This is a genomic window from Reichenbachiella versicolor (genome assembly GCF_003171675.1).
Lineage (GTDB): Bacteria > Bacteroidota > Bacteroidia > Cytophagales > Cyclobacteriaceae > Reichenbachiella > Reichenbachiella versicolor.
Window position 1 is genome coordinate 261314 of record NZ_QFZQ01000001.1, and the last position, 18202, is coordinate 279515.

17 protein-coding genes are annotated in these 18202 nt (G+C 37.6%); 11 read left to right on the forward strand and 6 right to left on the reverse strand.

Annotated features, from left to right (window positions below):
- Window positions 1-99: 99 nt before the first annotated feature.
- A complete protein-coding gene (locus DKG80_RS01145) occupies window positions 100-1152 on the reverse strand; it encodes an alpha/beta hydrolase (protein ID WP_109829447.1) in 1053 nt (350 codons plus the stop codon).
- 461 nt (window positions 1153-1613) lie between these two features.
- Here DKG80_RS01145 and DKG80_RS01150 point away from each other — a divergent pair, with 461 nt between their 5' ends.
- The 4 genes from DKG80_RS01150 to DKG80_RS01165 all read left to right on the forward strand — a co-directional run bounded on the left by DKG80_RS01150 (window position 1614) and on the right by DKG80_RS01165 (window position 5763).
- Window positions 1614-2498: a UDP-2,3-diacylglucosamine diphosphatase gene (locus DKG80_RS01150; protein WP_109829448.1), complete on the forward strand. Its 885-nt coding sequence runs from the start codon at window positions 1614-1616 to the stop codon at window positions 2496-2498.
- Window positions 2495-3541, forward strand: coding sequence for a glycosyltransferase family protein (locus DKG80_RS01155; RefSeq protein WP_109829449.1), 1047 nt, complete (start codon window positions 2495-2497; stop codon window positions 3539-3541). Before DKG80_RS01150 ends, DKG80_RS01155 begins: the two co-directional genes overlap by 4 nt.
- Before the next feature lie 3 nt (window positions 3542-3544).
- Entirely contained in the window at window positions 3545-4918 is a 1374-nt protein-coding gene (locus DKG80_RS01160; RefSeq protein ID WP_109829450.1) for a GH1 family beta-glucosidase, read from the forward strand.
- Between the two features lie 311 nt (window positions 4919-5229).
- Complete coding sequence (locus DKG80_RS01165) at window positions 5230-5763, forward strand: adenine phosphoribosyltransferase (protein WP_109829451.1); 534 nt, start codon at window positions 5230-5232, stop codon at window positions 5761-5763.
- A gap of 88 nt (window positions 5764-5851) precedes the next feature.
- Here DKG80_RS01165 and DKG80_RS01170 read toward each other — a convergent pair whose 3' ends face one another.
- From DKG80_RS01170 to recA, 3 genes are all read right to left on the reverse strand, one after another.
- On the reverse strand, window positions 5852-6427 hold the full coding sequence (locus DKG80_RS01170) for a thioredoxin family protein (protein ID WP_109829452.1): 576 nt from the start codon (window positions 6425-6427) through the stop codon (window positions 5852-5854).
- A gap of 7 nt (window positions 6428-6434) precedes the next feature.
- Window positions 6435-6917: a TlpA disulfide reductase family protein gene (locus DKG80_RS01175; protein ID WP_109829453.1), complete on the reverse strand. Its 483-nt coding sequence runs from the start codon at window positions 6915-6917 to the stop codon at window positions 6435-6437.
- A gap of 283 nt (window positions 6918-7200) precedes the next feature.
- Window positions 7201-8223: a recombinase RecA gene (gene recA, locus DKG80_RS01180; protein ID WP_109829454.1), complete on the reverse strand. Its 1023-nt coding sequence runs from the start codon at window positions 8221-8223 to the stop codon at window positions 7201-7203.
- Between the two features lie 335 nt (window positions 8224-8558).
- On the opposite strand from recA, the gene DKG80_RS01185 reads away from it, so the two are divergent.
- Both DKG80_RS01185 and DKG80_RS01190 read left to right on the forward strand, forming a co-directional pair.
- On the forward strand, window positions 8559-9242 hold the full coding sequence (locus DKG80_RS01185; RefSeq protein ID WP_109829455.1) for a response regulator transcription factor: 684 nt from the start codon (window positions 8559-8561) through the stop codon (window positions 9240-9242).
- Window positions 9243-9250: 8 nt separating this feature from the next.
- On the forward strand, window positions 9251-10288 hold the full coding sequence (locus tag DKG80_RS01190; RefSeq protein WP_109829456.1) for a sensor histidine kinase: 1038 nt from the start codon (window positions 9251-9253) through the stop codon (window positions 10286-10288).
- A 36-nt stretch (window positions 10289-10324) separates the two neighbouring features.
- On the opposite strand, the gene DKG80_RS01195 is transcribed toward DKG80_RS01190, so the two are convergent.
- Window positions 10325-11164 carry an oxidoreductase gene (locus DKG80_RS01195; RefSeq protein ID WP_109829457.1) on the reverse strand — a complete coding sequence of 280 codons (840 nt, stop codon included), beginning with the start codon at window positions 11162-11164 and terminating at the stop codon, window positions 10325-10327.
- An 85-nt stretch (window positions 11165-11249) separates the two neighbouring features.
- Entirely contained in the window at window positions 11250-11837 is a 588-nt protein-coding gene (locus tag DKG80_RS01200) for a Crp/Fnr family transcriptional regulator (protein WP_109829458.1), read from the reverse strand.
- A gap of 212 nt (window positions 11838-12049) precedes the next feature.
- Between DKG80_RS01200 and eat the strand changes: the two genes are divergently transcribed.
- The 5 genes from eat (at window position 12050) to DKG80_RS01225 (ending at window position 18071) form a co-directional block, all read left to right on the forward strand.
- Window positions 12050-13363: an ethanolamine permease gene (gene eat, locus DKG80_RS01205; protein WP_109829459.1), complete on the forward strand. Its 1314-nt coding sequence runs from the start codon at window positions 12050-12052 to the stop codon at window positions 13361-13363.
- An 82-nt stretch (window positions 13364-13445) separates the two neighbouring features.
- Window positions 13446-14810 carry a glutamine synthetase family protein gene (locus DKG80_RS01210; protein WP_109829460.1) on the forward strand — a complete coding sequence of 455 codons (1365 nt, stop codon included), beginning with the start codon at window positions 13446-13448 and terminating at the stop codon, window positions 14808-14810.
- A gap of 5 nt (window positions 14811-14815) precedes the next feature.
- Window positions 14816-15973, forward strand: a complete 1158-nt coding sequence (locus tag DKG80_RS01215; protein ID WP_245906938.1) for an iron-containing alcohol dehydrogenase — start codon at window positions 14816-14818, stop codon at window positions 15971-15973.
- Complete coding sequence (locus DKG80_RS01220) at window positions 15970-16710, forward strand: gamma-glutamyl-gamma-aminobutyrate hydrolase family protein (protein ID WP_109829461.1); 741 nt, start codon at window positions 15970-15972, stop codon at window positions 16708-16710. The genes DKG80_RS01215 and DKG80_RS01220 overlap by 4 nt, the downstream gene beginning before the upstream one ends.
- Window positions 16707-18071 carry an aldehyde dehydrogenase family protein gene (locus DKG80_RS01225; RefSeq protein WP_109829462.1) on the forward strand — a complete coding sequence of 455 codons (1365 nt, stop codon included), beginning with the start codon at window positions 16707-16709 and terminating at the stop codon, window positions 18069-18071. The genes DKG80_RS01220 and DKG80_RS01225 overlap by 4 nt, the downstream gene beginning before the upstream one ends.
- The last annotated feature ends 131 nt before the right edge of the window (window positions 18072-18202 follow it).

Sequence of the window (18202 nt, forward strand, 5' to 3'; positions counted from 1 at the left end):
ACAACAACAACAACAACAACAACAACAACAACAACAACAAAAGGGTTTGCAATTGTTTTTGCAGACCCTTTTTTGTTATCTTAAAGTATACATAGTGTCTTAATCAGATGATACAGGTGAATAGGAAGGATCACCTGAAAAGCTGGAATCCTTTTTTTCTTTCTTATGCTTTAACAATGCCTTACCTCGTTGCCATACATTTTTTCGTTTCAGTCCTAAAGTTTCTCCTACTTCCTGTGCCAATTGAGGTGTTCTTAAGTAGCCAAAGGACTTATGAGCGTTATTCGTTACCCAGTCTTTATAATCATTGTCAACAATAACATCAACTGGCATTATACCATGTTTGTTAGGCGAATAATATGATGCTAGGTTGTTGAAAACTGCAAAATGATCTTCAGGATCAGAGTAGTTCAACCATTTATGAACACAGTTGGGAGTGGGAAGAAGAGTATCTTCCTTATAGTCCCATTTGTGATCTCTAGCCATCTTCTCCCTTACCACTGGCAACCCAATAGGAGAGCCAAATGAAATAAAAGACTCAATTTCATATTGCTCTGGAAGCTGAGAAAGCACGTCATAAGCAATTAATGAGCCCATGCTATGAGCCAATATTATAATTCTTTTGTCTTTATGTTTTCTAAGTAGATAAAGTAGGCGCTGTCTGACCTTTTGTTTGACAGCTTTCATTTCTAATTTTTCTTCAGCGCTTTCATCGCTATTGAAATAGGCGTCCAAATCCTTGAATGAAGCTTTTACTACCATATCAAATAGAACCTCATAGTTTGCCAGTCCATTTCTACTCAAGAATATTGTCTCCTTGATACGGTCATAAGCGAGTTTCCAGTAGTGCCAAAAAGTATGCCTGATTTTAGGAGAAGGAATAGGCTCAGGGATGTAAGGTTCCTCTATATGCAATTCATGATTTGGATCTTTGATTCTAGGGTTTAGTGGCTTTTTATACATTAGATCAGCCCAATAAGCCATTTCAAATTTAAAGTGACTTGGAGCCCCATCGATTTTTTTTAAACCCTCTGTCAAGGAGTTTTTCCACCACCTTCGCAATAAAGATTTGCTTGGCTTATTATCTAGTCCATGGACACCAATAACAATTGTCGCTCCTTTCTTTCTAAATATGCGCTTGAGTATTCCCATTTTACTTTACCATAATATGATTTTACCCCATATAGAGTAAAATAAGCTGTGTTAACCCATGTTTTTTATCCGACAGTTGCCGAAAAAACTCATTTAAGGCTATTAGACGATTATTTGGAAGTTACTCTGCAAAACGAGTAATTGTATTGTGATGTTATCTGATTTCGATGAATGGGTGGGTTTTCTTCAAAGAAACTTAACAATCATTCGATAGGAGTAATCTAAATGTAACCTCACCTCAACCATGAAGTAATAACTAACTGTCAACTTTGTAAGAAAAAAACTATGCAAATATCCAGCACAAACCTAGACATTAGACAAAGCTTGAAATCTTCTTCTCACAGTTATAAACACAAACATACGCTAGACGTGGTGATAAAGGAATCTGTGCAGGACATCATATTCTTTATAGAAATGAAGTTCTTCAAGCCTTTGTGGTCGCCATTTAAAGCGTAATGTAAATGACAGAGAATTCACAAGGAAAAGGCAAGAGAAAAGTAGATCTTTTGGTTATCTCGGATGTTCATTTGGGCATGTATGGGTGTAGGGCCAAAGAGCTATTGAACTACCTAAAGAGTATTCAACCTAAAGAAGTTATCCTCAATGGGGATATTATTGATATATGGCAGTTCAGTAAAAGGTACTGGCCCAAAAGTCATATGAAGGTAGTTAGTCACCTTTTCAAGTGGATGTCTAAAGGGATTAAGATTACCTATATCACGGGGAATCATGACGAAATGCTTCGAAAGTTCGAAGGGTTCAGTGTTGGCTCATTTGAACTTCAAAATAAAATGACCTTAAATCTTGATGGTCAAAAGGCGTGGGTTTTTCATGGTGATGTATTTGATGTGACCATGCAACACTCTAGATGGTTGACCAAGTTGGGAGCCATTGGTTATGATGCGCTCATTTTGATAAATCAAGTAGTTAATTTCTTCAGTGAGAAGTTCGGTGGAGCTAGGATTTCTTTATCCAAGAGAGTAAAAAATAGCGTCAAAGGCGCTGTTAAATTTATTAATCAATTTGAGGAAGTTGCTACAGATATCGCCGCAGAAAATGGCTTTGATTATGTGATTTGTGGTCATATTCATCATCCAGAAATGAAGGAATATGAAACTCAACATGGGAAAGTGAAATATCTCAATAGTGGAGATTGGATAGAAAACCTTTCTTCTCTCGAGTATCATAAAGGGAAATGGTCTCTATATCAATACCATGACGAAGACTTCGATGAAGAGACCTCTGAAGAAATGGCTGAAAAGGATTTAGATAATCTATCGGAAAAAACACCAAAGGAGCTGTTCGGCAAGATGCTCCAAGATATGTACATAAAAGATAAGAGTTGAAGGTTTTATACGCCATACAAGGGACAGGCAATGGCCATTTAAGTAGAGCGAAGGATGTAATTCCTGCACTAATGAAGCGTGTCAATGTAGATGTAATGATTAGTGGAATACAAGCTGATCTTGATTTGCCATTTCCAATAAAATATAGATATCATGGACTCAGTTTCATATTTGGCAAAAATGGAGGCGTGGATGTTTGGGATACTTTTAAAAAAAATAAAACCAAAAGGCTTATAAATGAAATTAGGTCTTGCCCTGTGCAGGATTACGACTTAGTGATTAATGATTTTGAACCCGTTAGTGCTTGGGCATGTAAGATTAAAGGAGTAAAATGTATTTCACTGAGCCATCAGGCCTCTTTACGATCCAAAAATGTTCCTAAACCTGATCATATAGACTGGATGGGATCTTTGGTTCTGAAGTATTATGCTCCTTGTCATGATTATTATAGCTTTCATTTTAAGCAATACGATGAGCAGATGTTTACACCTGTAATTAGAAGTGAGGTTCGTGAACAAGAGATTGTAGAGAAAGATCATTATACGGTTTACCTACCAGCATACGGAGATAAAAAGATAATTAAAGTTCTATCCGAAATTTCAGGAGCCAACTGGCATGTGTTTTCAAAGCATAGTGACAAAGCTTATCAAGTTAAGAATGTAAAAATAGAGCCAGTAAATGGTACTAAATTTGGTGAGAGCTTGGCTTCAAGTAAGGGGGTTCTTTGTGGAGCTGGGTTTGAAACGCCAGCAGAGGCATTGTTTCTTGAAAAGAAACTGATGGTAGTTCCGATGAAAAAGCAATACGAGCAGCATTTCAATGCAGAGGGGCTAAGAGATTTGGGAGTGCCTGTGATAAAAAAACTAAGCAAGAAACAAGTAGATAAAATAAAGAAGTGGGTAAAGAAAGGAAAGAAGATCGAAGTGTCTTTCCCAGATCAAACGCAGTTTATAATTGATGAACTACTTACCACTCATATCACAACATTGGGAGAAGAGATCAAAAAGATGGAGATCTCATTACCAATTTTTAAACAAGCATAAATAGTGAAATTTACCAAGGACGATTTTGGAGATGACTTCAGTTGGGGCGTCTCTACTGCGGCATATCAAATAGAAGGAGCATATCAAACCGATGGAAAGGGATTATCCATTTGGGATACCTTTTCCAATGGTGCAGGTAAAATTGATGATAAATCAAATGCCAATGTAGGTTGTAATCACTATGAGCATTATAAGGAAGATGTGAGCATTATGAATAAGCTCAATATTCCAAATTATAGAATGTCCTTTGCTTGGTCAAGAATTCTTCCTAATGGAATAGGTCAAGCGAACCAAAAAGGAATGGATTTCTATGACCGTCTGATAGATGAATGCTTGGAGAAAGGGATTACACCTTGGGTTACCTTATATCATTGGGATTTGCCTCAAGTACTCGAAGATAAAGGGGGGTGGACCAATAGAGATGTTCTGTCTTGGTTTGAAGAATATACTGTTCATTGTGTACGTGGTTTTGGAGATAGAATCAAAAACTGGATGGTCCTGAATGAACCAATGGTTTTTACAGGTGCAGGTTATTTCTTAGGTTATCACGCGCCAGGTAGAAGAGGTATGGGCAATTTTATTCCTGCTATGCATCACGCCACCTTAGCTCAAAGCTTAGGAGGAAGACTAATTCGACACGAACTGCCAGAAGCTAAAATAGGGACAACATTCTCTTGCTCTCATATAGATCCAAGATCAGAAGATAAGAAAGATATACAAGCAGCTAAGCGTATAGATGCACTCTTGAATAGATTATATATCGAACCAGCCATAGGTCTAGGCTATCCTGTGGAAGACCTACCTATTGCCAATAGAGTCGAAGATTACTTGAAGCCAGATGATGAAGCAAATATGCCTTTTGATTTTGATTTTATAGGAATTCAAAACTATACCAGAGAAGTTGTTAAGCATGCTTGGTTCGTTCCCTATCTTCAGGCTCAACTCGTAAAAGCAGAAGATAGAGATGTGAAGAATATGACCACAATGGGTTGGGAAGTCTATCCGAAGTCAATCTACAATATGCTCAAGAAATATAATGAGTATGGTAAAATCAAAGAATTTATCATTACCGAAAATGGAGCGGCGTTTGAAGATGAAGTGATTGATGGGAAGGTTGCAGATCAAGATCGGGTCAAATACTTACAGTCTTATCTATATGAAGTTTTAAGAGCTAAGAAGAAGGGTATTAATGTTACTGGATATTTTTTATGGACATTGATGGACAATTTTGAGTGGGCTGAAGGATATACCCAGAAGTTCGGAATAGTTCATACAGATATTGAAACACAGAAAAGAATTATCAAAGACTCAGGGTATTGGTATTCTAGATTTCTTAAATCTAGCATTGTTCACCATATGGTGGAGGAATTGGTATAAAATCAAAAGCTACAAGAAATGAAGCTTTCCGACCCAAGGGTAAGGGATATCTTTAGAGTTTTATCTCTAATCGACCCAAGGAAAGGGCAGGGAATTAAACCTTAAGGGCTATCGCCATGCGATTAAATTCGACTCGTAGTTTTATGTTTCAAGATAGAAGTTAAATTCTTGTGAAATCTCAAATACAACTCTTGATTGAAGCTTAATTCATACCTAAGGATTGAATAACATATGTAATCTATATTTGAATTGTACGAAAGATTGCACTGGACGGTACGGTCACTGTCATCCGAATCTGATAGTTTTGAGCCATGACACTAACAGAGCAATTAATCGCTACAATAAGAGATGTTCCTGACTTTCCTAAGCAGGGCATCCTTTTCAAGGATATAACTCCAGTACTTGCGGACCCTAAACTTTCAGAGCGTGTTAGTCACGCTTTTTTGGCTTATTGGCGAAATAAGGATATAGATGGGATAGTAGGTATTGAATCACGAGGGTTCATATTTGGTATGAAACTGGCTCAAGAGCTTCAGGTTCCTTTCATACCAGTCCGAAAAGCAGGCAAACTTCCTTTTCAAACTATTAAACATAGTTATGATCTTGAGTATGGATCTGCAGAAATGGAGATTCATATCGACGCCATCAAGCCTGGGCAAAACATTTTGATTCATGATGACTTGTTAGCAACAGGAGGAACAGCATTGGCTGCTGCTGAATTGATCAAGAAGTGTGAAGGAAATGTGGGCGGATACTCTTTTATGGTGGAACTTGAGTTTCTAAAAGGCAGAGAAAGTTTATGCGCTGATAAAAAAATAGATATTCAGACACTGGTAGGTTTTTAAAATTTGAGTCCTGCTTCTAAAACAGGACTCAAATTTATGGCAGTAAAAGCGGATTTGGTAAAAGATAGCCCTCGCGCTAGTTATAGACTTAAATAGTCTTAATACTGCACCCTATAGCTTTAGTGTAGTTTGTTTTTGGCTTTTTACCAGCTTCTAAATCTGCTATTGCATTTTCTACAAATTTTTCTTCTACACCTTCTGGTTGGGTTGAATCGTCAATAGCACCTATATATTGAACTTTTCTGTTTTTGTCTAGTAAGAAAACATGAGGGGTTTTGGTAGCTCCATACTGGGGGAAGATCTTTTGTCCATCATCGAAAAGGTATGGGAAGTTGAAACCTTTTTCTTTTGCTCTTACTTTCATGTTTTCGAAACTATCAATTTCATATGCACGCGGGTCATTTGGGTTGATAGCTATAACAGGGTATAGGCTGCCATATTTTGATTGTAAGGCAATAATTCTATCTTCATAGGCTACAGAGTAAGGACAGTGATTGCAAGTAAAAATTACAATGTAACCTTTAGCGTTTTTAAAGTCAGCTAAAGAATGCATCTTGTCGTCAGTTCCTTTTAAAGAAAAGTCTGTAGCAATATCTCCAATCTTATATTGGGCTGTTGCCGAAAAAGCAAATAGAGTTAGAATAGTAATGATGAATGATTTCATGTTTTTATTATTTTGATAACTGATTTATTTCGTTCTCCAGTTCTTGAAGTGAATGATATGATTTCTCCTTAAAGTATTTTTTTCCATTAACAATGAAAATGGTTGCTGGAATTGCACCTGACCAATTTGAGTCAACTTTATCAATCCAAGCGCTTTGTTTTGGGTCGGCAAGAACAACCACTTCACTTTCGATTTTCTTTTTTTCTATAAATGGAACTAGTTGAGATTGAATTCTACTTTTAAAGTCCATACTCACTAGTAATACCTTTACAGGTTTATTAGCGTTTTTCTTTCCATATTCATCGAAATAGGGAAGCTCTTTTACGCAAGGCGCACACCATGTGGCCCAGAAATTAATTACGTAAGTAGTGTCAGAGTTTGCATTGCTAAGTACAGTTTCTTCGAATCGATCAAATTTTTCGAAAATTGGAATATCTGCTTTGCTCAGTGTAGAAAACAGTAGACAGCAAATGATTAAAGTGTATTTCATAAATGAAAATTAGTAGAAAAATCCCGTTTATTTTTATTTCAGATTTAAAGCAGTAAACGCCAAACTAGTAATAAGTTGCTCCTGTGCGTTTTTCATCTTTAGAAAAAAACTATTTACAAGTTCACTTAGGCTTTAGCTATTAGTACTTAAGGTTAAATCAATTATTTTTAATAAGGTTTCCATACGGGCTAAAGTATGATTTAGTTTAGCTTTAAATAAAAAGAGCACTGTTTCCAGTGCTCCAATTTTTGGTGGTCATAAGACCTTTATATTTTGGACGAGATTATGCTTCTACACCATCTACTTCATCTACTCCATTCATTTTTGCTTTGATAGCAGTCTCTAGTTCTTCCATCAGTTCAGGATTGTCAAGAATAAGCTGTTTGACAGAATCTCTACCTTGACCTAGTTTGTTGCCTTTATATGAGAACCATGACCCTGACTTTTTCACTACTTCCATTTCAACTCCGATATCAATAATCTCACCGACTTTTGAAATTCCTTCACCATACATTATGTCGAATTCTATTACTTTGAATGGAGGCGCGACTTTGTTTTTCACGACTTTTACTCTTGTTCTATTTCCTAGAATATTGTCTGCACTTTCCTTGATCTGACCTATTCTTCTGATGTCAAGTCTTACAGAAGCATAAAACTTTAAAGCATTACCACCAGTAGTAGTTTCAGGGTTTCCGAACATTACGCCAATTTTTTCTCTCAATTGGTTGATGAAAATACAGGCGCATCCAGTTTTGTTAATCGCTCCTGTAAGTTTTCGGAGTGCTTGAGACATTAGTCTAGCCTGAAGTCCCATTTTGCTATCTCCCATTTCACCTTCAAGTTCGGCTTTTGGTACTAAAGCTGCAACAGAGTCGATAACAATGATATCAATAGCTCCTGATCTAATGAGGTGTTCTGCAATTTCTAGAGCTTGCTCACCATTATCTGGTTGAGAGATCAATAAGTTTTCGGTGTCGATACCTAACTTTTCAGCGTATACTTTGTCAAAAGCATGCTCTGCATCTATAAAAGCAGCCATTCCGCCAGCTTTTTGAGCTTCAGCAATAGCGTGCATACTCAATGTCGTTTTACCAGATGATTCAGGTCCGTAGATTTCTACGATTCTTCCTCTAGGAATACCTCCTATTCCCAGTGCGATATCCAAGCTCAATGAGCCAGTTGGAATAGACGGAACATCAACTACACTCTCATCGGAGAGTTTCATGACTGTTCCCTTTCCATAGGTTTTTTCTAATTTATCAAGGGTAAGTTGAAGTGCTTTTTGTTTTTCGTTCAATTCACTCATGGTCTTGGATATTTATCTCTTTCGCAGTGGAAAGTTAAATTCAATTTGTTATTTTCTGTCATTACTTAAACCGACATTATTGTGACTAAAGTTGGTCAAAGTCTTCATAATTATTTTAGCAAATATAGATTGAGTTATTTCAAAAAGTTACTAAAAGACTAATAAAATTAGCAAAATGATTTAAGGTATTGATAGTCAGCTGTGATAAAGTTTTGGTGGTTGTATTAAATTTTTGTAACTTCTTTATTTTGTCAGGTGATTATTAAATTTAAATTAAGAAATTGGTCTCGCATTATCAATGCGATCATTTGAGTTTAGATTTATTAGTATAACACATGTCAGGTAATAAGAAAATCCTAGTAGTTGATGACGAAGAAGATATTTTGGACTTATTGAGATACAATCTCGAGAAAGAAGGATATCAAGTCAAAGTTGCAGAAGATGGAATCAAAGGAGTAGAAATAGCAAAGACTTTCGTACCTGATTTGATTTTACTGGATATTATGATGCCAGGGCAAGATGGAGTTGAGACTTGTCGTCAAATGAGAGAGCTTTCGGAGCTATCTGGTACTTTTATTATTTTCTTGACCGCTAGAGTAGAAGAGTACTCTGAAGTGGCGGCATTTGAAAATGGTGCAGATGATTACTTGACAAAGCCTATCAAGCCTAGAGCGCTGATGAGTAGAATCAATGCTATTTTCAGAAGGTCCAAAAAAGAAATCGATACGGAGGAAAAAATCAACGTAGGTGATTTAATGATCGATAAGCAAGGCTTTATTGTTCGTAAAAATGAGACGGAATTTAACTTTCCTAAAAAGGAATTTGAATTACTTTATTTCTTAGCCAAGCATCCTGGGAAAGTATTTAGCAGAGAGGATTTGTTACATAATATTTGGGGGTCAGATGTGTATGTATTGACTAGGACAGTTGATGTACACATTAGAAAAGTAAGGGAGAAAATCGGTGATGGCTACATTTCTACTATTAAAGGAGTAGGGTATAAGTTCGAACTGGATTAAATCAATTTATGTTTCTTAATTCTAAAGGGCTCGCCCTTATTCTGGCACTATGTATTTCAGCCATTATCACAGGCTGCATGTTTTTATTGCCAGATTTGCCACTATATGCATATTGGGTAGTTTTTTTACTGTCTATAGGTACCTCGTATATTTTGATAGCAATAGTTCTTGAGTTTCTATTCTTTAAGGAGTTGAGATCAATCTATCGGATGTTTGAACAAATTCGTTCAAACGACTTATCACAGTTAGAAGCCAATAAAAAGTATGGTCATAGTTCACTTAGTCAAATTCATAAAGAAATTTATGACTATGCGCATAATAAGCAGAGTGAAATTAATGAGTTAAAACAATTAGCTCAGTTTCGTCGCCAGTTTTTGGCAGACGTCTCTCACGAGTTGAAAACTCCCATTTTTGCAGCGCAAGGATTTGTGCATACGCTTTTGGACGGTGCGATTGATGATAAGAAGAATCGTATGAAGTTCTTGAAAAAAGCAGCGAAAAACTTAGACGGTTTGGATGCTTTGGTACAAGATTTATTAACCGTTTCTCACATGGAAGCTGGAGATATCACGATGCAGTTTGATTCCGTAGACTTGGTAGCTCAAGTGGAAGAGATATTTGATCAATTAGAGTCTCCAGCGGGTAAAAATGGCATTCAGTTAAAACTCAATAATCACTTTGGCGGAGAGAAGTTAGTAAAAGCAGATAGTGCAAGAATTGATCAAGTTTTGGTAAATCTGATTTCTAATGCTATTAAGTACTCTAATGAAGGTGCTGAAGTTACGGTTTCTCTAATAGATCATATTGATAAGGTAGAAGTCTGTATTAAGGATACAGGTGTAGGAATTCCTGCCGAGCATCTGAATAGAATTTTTGAGCGTTTTTATAGGGTTGATAAAAGTCGATCAAAAGCAGCTGGTGGTACTGGGCTTGGTTTGTCTATTGTAAAACACATTCTTGAAGCACACGAGAGTGAGATACATGTGACAAGTACTTTCGGAGAAGGCTCAGAGTTTAGTTTTGAACTGAATAAGTATGCAGGCTGAAAATAGCTAGGTTGGCTGGTTTGTACTTTAGACCGCTTACGACTCGTTGAATACGGTAGATTTAGCAATTTCAATATTCGCCTCTAATTCAGACTTTACATGATTTAGTTTTTGAGAAATCGTAATGGTTGCAGTTTTACCTAACGGAAGACGCAGGGTAAGGTTCTCAAGTTTTGTATGATTGTAAATTGCTTTAGCTGCTTTTATAGGATCTCCCTCCTGTAACCCGTTAGCACTTTTGATTTTGCTTCGAAAGACTCCAGCTGTGTTGGAATAATCGTCTATGATTTGAGTTGCTTCAGAGAGTCCTGTATTGGCAAAGTTTGTTCTAAATGGTCCAGGCTGAACAATAGTTACTTTTATTCCTAAAGGTTCTACTTCTTGAGCTAAAGCCTCACTAAATCCCTCCAAAGCAAACTTACTGGCGTTGTAAATCCCAAAACCAGAGAAAGCTTTAAAACCACCATGAGAAGAGATTTGGATAACATGACCATTTTTTTCTTCTCTCATATAAGGTAGTATAGCTTTGGTCATATTTAGAGCTCCATAGAAATTGGTGTCCATAACCGATTTTACTTCATCTAATGATGATTCTTCAATTGCACCTATGAAACCAAATCCAGCATTATTTACAAGTACATCAATCCGTCCATATTTATTAATCAATTCTGAAACTGTAGCGTTAATCTGATGTTCGTTGGTAATATCCAGTAATACGGCATCTCCATTATTTAAATTATTGTTTTTGAATTCTGATACCTGTTTCTCATTTCTAAAAGTACCGATGGCAAAATCACCTTCTCGCATGACTGATTCCGCTAAGGCTTTCCCTAGGCCGCTTGATGCACCTGTTATGAGCCAAATTTTCTTTTCCATCATATTTTCTAATTAGTTTTTACAAAATTCAGTTAGATGGCCAACAACTAAAATGAACTAGAATAGGAAAATTGATTGAACTAGTTCAAGATACTTCGCTAAGTCTTTTACGAATCTTACTTAAGAATTCAGCTGACATTCCAAGGTACGAAGCCAACATGTACTGAGGTACTCGATTGACTATTAATGGATATTGATCACTAAATTCTAAGTACCGTTCTTCTGCAGATTTATCTAGTTTGGAAAGAATTCTATTCTGTGAGTATGCAAATGACTTTTGAGCTACTTTTCTAAAAAAGCGTTCAAATTTGGGATTGGAGTCGCATAATCTTTCTACATCATCAAAAGCAATTTGTTGAATAACGGAATCTTCAAGTGCCTCAACGAATAAAGAGGCAGGTTCTTGATTGATGTAGCTGTTGAAATCACTAATAAACCAATCTTCTATGGCAAACTGGATGGTGTGTTCTACACCTTCTTGACTCAAGAAGAAACTCCTAAGCGCTCCTTTATTGACATACGTTTGGTGCTTACAGGTAAAACCAGGTTGGACAATCATCTGCTTTTTCCTGACCCTACAAGTCTGTATTATTTCGATAAATTGAGCCTCGTCCTCTTGATTAAGGTTAATGTATCTTTTTATATTGTTAAGTATGCTTGAGTATTCTTTCATTTTAACAAGGACGATAGTTTATCAGGCTTTAATTCCATGAACTCAGGTAGGATTTAAATAAAGTTTTGAAGACACTTTGTATCCATTGACTAGATAGCTTCATGTCAAAAATAAAGATTTAGACAGAGATATAAGCCAAGGTTTTATTAGTGATAAGAGTAACGCTTTTGAGCTTTGCGCGAGTAGACCTAACTTGTAACAAACTTAAAAGAATGGCAGATACTCAACTCAAACGAACTCTCAGCCCATTTATGTTATGGGGATTGGGAGTAGGATATGTGATTTCAGGAATGTACTTCGGATGGAATCTAGGTTTAGCTGAAGGGGGGACCTATGGGTTGGCAATAGCGACTTTTTTCATCATCATCATGTATGTGACTTTCACTTTTAGTTATACAGAATTGGCTTGTGCTATTCCAAAAGCTGGAGGAGCCTTTGACTATGCAGAGAAAGGTCTAGGAAGTAAATTGGGGTTTATAGCTGGTATGGCGCAGAACATCGAATTCATTTTTGCGCCTCCTGCGATAGCAATGGCTATTGGAGCCTACCTAAATCTTCTATACCCTTCTGTAAATGTCATCACTTTTGCAGTCGTAGCTTATGTATTATTTACGCTGATTAATATTTTAGGAGTGAAGCTTGCAGCTTCATTTGAGTTGGTGATTACTATTTTGGCAGTAATAGAACTGTTGATTTTTGCTACGGTAACACTTCCAGAGTTTGAACTGTCCAATCTTCAATCTAACCCCTTACCCAATGGTTTTCAAGGTGTATTTGCAGCCATTCCTTTTGCGATTTGGTTTTTCTTAGCCATAGAAGGCGTGGCTAATGTAGCCGAAGAAGCTATTAACCCTCAACGTAGTGTGTTGATAGGTTTTGGAAGTGCCATATTGACTTTAGTGGTACTATGTATATTGACTTTCTTCTCCTCTGTTGGGGTAGCAGGTTGGGAAGCCGTAGTTTATCCTGAAGGATCTACTGATGCCTCTGACTCTCCATTGCCATTAGCTATTTCCTATGTCATGGGCGAAGGTCATGTGCTCTACAAAATGCTAGTAGGAATCGGTCTTTTGGGATTAATAGCTTCTTTTCATGGAATCATTTTGGCAGCAGGAAGATCTACTTTTGAATTTGGAAGAATAGGCAATGCGCCCAAGATGCTTGGTAAAGCTAATGGTAAGTTTCAAACTCCTATGAATGCATTGTTGGTAAATATGGCAATAGGTATATTGGCCTTATTTACAGGCAAGACAGGTGAGATCATCACTATAGCTTGTTTCGGTGCATTGACATTATACATAGTTTCGATGATTGCCTTTTTTGCATTGCGAAAAAACGAACCTGATATGGATAGACCATTCAAAGTGCCAGCCTATCCTTTGTTTCCTGCTTTGGCATTGATAATAGCATCTATAGCCTTGGTGGCCATGTTTATCTACAACTTGAAATTAGGGAGTGTATATCTTGGTATTTTGGGAGGTTCTTATGGTTTATGGTGGCTGATGAAGCGGAATGATCAAGATTAGATAGTGAGTTGTTTATGTTTCTTAACAAAACCGTAGCATTTAAACCTATTCGCTAAATTTCAAAATAACATATCTTACTAAAATGAACCAACAAGAAATATTAAAACTCATAGAGGGTCATCCTCATCACAAACTCAAGGTGGCAGTTACAGATATTGATGGAGTGCTTCGAGGCAAGTTTATGCACAAGGATAAGTTCCTGTCAGCTGTCAAATCTGGTTTTGGGTTTTGTGATGTGGTTTTTGGATGGGATATGAATGATGCCTTATATGAAGACATGGCGATTGAGGCTACAGGTTGGCATTCAGGATTTCCAGATGCTGAAGCTAGACTAGATGTGAGTACTTTTCGTCAGGTGCCTTGGGAGAATCACGTTCCCTTTGTTTTAGGAGATTTTAGTAAACACGATGGTGAAGATTTTCCAGCTTGCCCTAGAAGTCTGCTAAAGAAGATAATAGCCAAAGCTGAAGGAATGGGTTTTCAACCTCTCTTTTCTCAAGAGTTTGAGTGGTTCAATTTTGCAGAGAATAACAGTATATTGGAAGAAAGAGGTTTTACCAACCCTAAGCCATATACGCCTGGTATGTTCGGGTATAGTTTATTGAGAGCCTCTGAGAATAGTGATTATTTTCATGATTTATTTGACCTGTTGACAGAATTTGGTGTTCCATTGGAGGGGCTGCATACCGAAACAGGACCTGGAGTTTTTGAAGCTGCAATACAATACTCTGACATACTAGAAGCGGCAGACAGAGCTGTTTTATTCAAAACAGGAGTAAAGGAAATTGCTTATAAACATGGTATTATGGCCAGCTTTATGGCAAAGCAAACTGCTGATTTGCCTGGATGCAGCGGACATGTTCATCAAAGCCTTTGGGATGCGGATAAGAAAAGGAATTTATTCTTTGATAGCGCTCATCAGGATCAAATTAGTGAGGTCATGAGGCAATATATAGCAGGTCAATTATTTTGTCTACCATATATCCTTCCCATGTTAGCGCCGACCGTGAACAGCTATAAACGATTGGTAGAAGGTGCTTGGGCACCGACGACTTTGACATGGGGTGTAGATAATAGAACTGTTGCTTTGAGAGCGCTGCCATTAGGAGAGAAATCTTCGCGTATTGAAACTAGAGTAGTAGGCTCAGATGTAAATCCTTATTTGGCAATGGCAGCTTGTCTAGCAAGTGGGATATATGGGATTGAAAAGCGATTGAAATTGGATACTCAACAAACTGTAGGTAACGGATATAAGGACTTACAAAACGGAGTACTTCCAAGCAATCTATTGGAAGCTACCGATTACATGAAATCATCTGATGTGGCAAATGAACTCTTTGGAGAAGCTTTTGTCGATCATTTTACTAAAACCAGAATCTGGGAATGGAAGGAGTACTCTAAACATGTCTCAGATTGGGAAATAAAACGATACTTTGAAATAATTTAATAAACGTGAGCATCATCAACTTTTCTCAAACTTACCAGTACAACTTTCCAACAACTATTCGCTTTGGAGCAGGTGTTATTAAAGAACTTTCAGCCTATCTAAAGGATAATAACTTGTCCAGTCCTTTGATTGTTACCGACCCGACAGTGGCTGAATTACCTTTTCTGAAGGAGATTGTCAGTGATCTAAAATTAGCAAGATTGAAGCCTGACGTTTTTTGTGAGATTAGCAAAAACCCTGTCAAGTCTGATGTGCTTAAAGGGGGAGAGGCCTACAAAGAGACTAAGAGTGATTGTATTATCGGTATCGGTGGAGGAGCTGCTTTAGACGTGTCAAGAGCAGTTGTACTTAGAGTAAATCATAAGCGAGACTTGTTTGATTATGATGATTTGATCGGAGGAGATAAATATGTGACAGAAGAAGTTCCTCATTTCATTACTGTGCCGACGACTTCAGGTACGGGTAGCGAGGTCGGACGATCAGCCGTGATATCAGAGGACGAGTCTAAGAAGAAAAGAATTCTATTTAGTCCTAAGTTGTTAGCAAAGATTGTATTCGCAGATCCAGAGTTGACGATGAATCTACCTGCTTTTGTGACAGCTGCGACTGGTATGGACGCATTGACTCATAATATAGAAGCTTATTTATCGAAAGGATTTCATCCAATGTGCGATGGAATAGCTCTTGAAGGAATAGCTTTGATAGGCCAGTCTATCGAACAAGCTACTAAAGATGCTACCTTAGAATCTAGGGCAAAGATGCTTTTAGCTTCTTTGATGGGAGCAGTAGCGTTTCAGAAAGGGTTGGGAATTGTCCATAGTTTGTCTCATCCGTTATCTAGTTTATTAGATACTCATCATGGCATTGCGAATGCTGTTAACTTACCTTATGGCCTTCAGTATAACTACGACGGCTTTGAAGATAAATTCGAAAAGATGGCTGTCGCATTTGGACTACCCAATGGATCGGGTGATAAGTTCATAGATCATATTTTTGAACTGAATACAAACCTGTTTTTACCGACTAAATTGACGGGGTTAGATGTAAAACCAGAACATGTAGAGCCATTGTCCGATTTGGCAGTCCAAGACTTCTGTCTTCCTTCCAATCCTAAGCCTGCAACTAAGGCTGATTTTATCAAAATATATAATAGCGCACTGTGATCAAGATAGGAATATCAGCGGCTTTTGAATATCCTAATCCTGAGCGGACAGTTTTTGGCCCTAAAACACTCAGTTATGTAGAAAATGACATGGCTCGCTATGTCGCTAGGAAGGGTGTTTTGCCTGTCATGATCCCAGATGTAGAAGATGGTATCTTAGACGATATACTTCAAGAGATGGATGGGTTTATTATTCAAGGCGGAGCAGACATTGCACCCGAGACATATGGAGAAGAGCCAATAGGTAGATGGTTGGGAGATGGTGTACGTGATCAATACGAGTTACAAATCATTGATTATGCTGTCAAAAACAATAAGCCAATTTTTGGAATATGTCGTGGTTTCCAATTGATGAATGTCTACTTCGGAGGGACGCTCTATCAGGATACTTTGACCCAGCGTGAAGGTAGTGAAGATCACCGTTCTTCTGAGGAATACGATTCAAAGCATCATCCTGTATTTTTCACAGAAGATAATTTCCTCTCCAATATTTATGCAGGTGTAGAAAGCCCTCATATCAATAGTATTCATCATCAGGCAATCAAAGACTTGGCTAATGACCTTGAGGTCTGGGCGACTTCGCCTGATGGATTGATTGAAGCTTTTGGAGTGAAAGGGCAACCAGATGGTAGATGTTTTGGAGTACAATGGCATCCAGAGTTTTCTCATACACTAGGTGAAAAAATTATCAACCCAGATATCCTTATAGAAGAATTTTTAAAACACTGTCAGAAATGATCATTATTAACCCCGCAACTGAGCAGGAAATAAATACACTATCAGAAGACACTCCATCGAAAGTAGCAGAAAGATTACAAACCCTTCGAAATGGCCAAAAAGCTTGGCAAGCATTAGGAGTTTCAAAAAGGTTAGAAATTATTACTCGTTTCGGTGAATTAATCAAATCTAATACAGAAGAGCTGGCTAATATTTTAACCTCAGAGACAGGAAAGCCAATTCAACAATCCAGAAACGAAATCAACGGAGCACATAATCGCATCGATCACCTTCAGACTAATGCCGAAAAATGGTTGGCAAGTGAAAAACTAGTGGAAGAAGGTCAGACGTTAGAGTCTATTCAGTATGAGCCACTGGGGGTAGTAGCTAATATCTCTGCTTGGAACTTTCCATACAATGTTGGTTACAATGTCTTTCTGTATGCATTAGTAGCAGGTAATGCGGTGCTCTATAAACCTTCTGAATTCTCATCTTTAACAGGGCTAGAGTTTGAAAAGTACCTCCATCAAGCAGGAGTACCCAAAGATGTTTTTATGACAGCTATTGGGGGTAAGGAGGTAGGACAAGCTATTCTAGAATTAGACTTTGACGGTTACTTTTTTACAGGTTCGTACGCTACAGGTAAGCATATTATCCAAACGGTAGCCCCTAAGATGGTTCCAGTTCAACTGGAGTTGGGAGGTAAAGATCCTTTGTATATCATGGATGATGTAGCTGATATCAAGCAATCAGCCATCAACGCCGCTGAAGGGGCTTTTTACAATAATGGTCAAAGTTGCTGTGCAGTGGAAAGGATATATGTCCATGAAAAAATATATGATGAATTTGTCGAAGAACTTGTCAAAGAAGTCAAGGGGTATAAAATAGGGGATCCCAAAAATAAAGACACTTTCATCGGTGCTATAACTAGACCACAGCAGATCGAAATATTAGATAATCAGGTAAATGAAGCGTTGGAGAAAGGAGCTCAAAAATTGACTGGAGGCAATGCCCTTGAAGGTGTAGGCTATTTTTACGAACCAGTTGTGCTAGTAGGTGTAAATCATGACATGAAAATCATGAAAGAAGAATCTTTCGGTCCCATCATAGGTATTCAAAAAGTGAGTTCAGATGAAGAAGCCATTGATCTGATGAAAGATACAGCGTATGGTTTGACTTCAGCTGTTTTTTCTGCTGATGAAGAGCGTGCAAAGGCGGTTCTTTCTGAAATGAATACAGGTACTGTGTATTGGAACTGCTGTGACCGTGTAAGCCCAAACTTACCTTGGTCGGGCAGAGGCAACTCAGGAGTAGGCTCAACATTAAGTAGTCAAGGTATAAGAGCTTTTGTACAGCCGAAAGCTTATCAAATGAGACCTTGAGAAGTTTGAAAGCTAAAACCCTACGGTTTATCGAAGAAAACTATTTGTTTTACCCTGTTATTTAGCCACTTCGTCGAAAAGTAACTATTCAGCTGGATTCGAGTAATTAGCTTCGCGTTTTGTATGTGAAT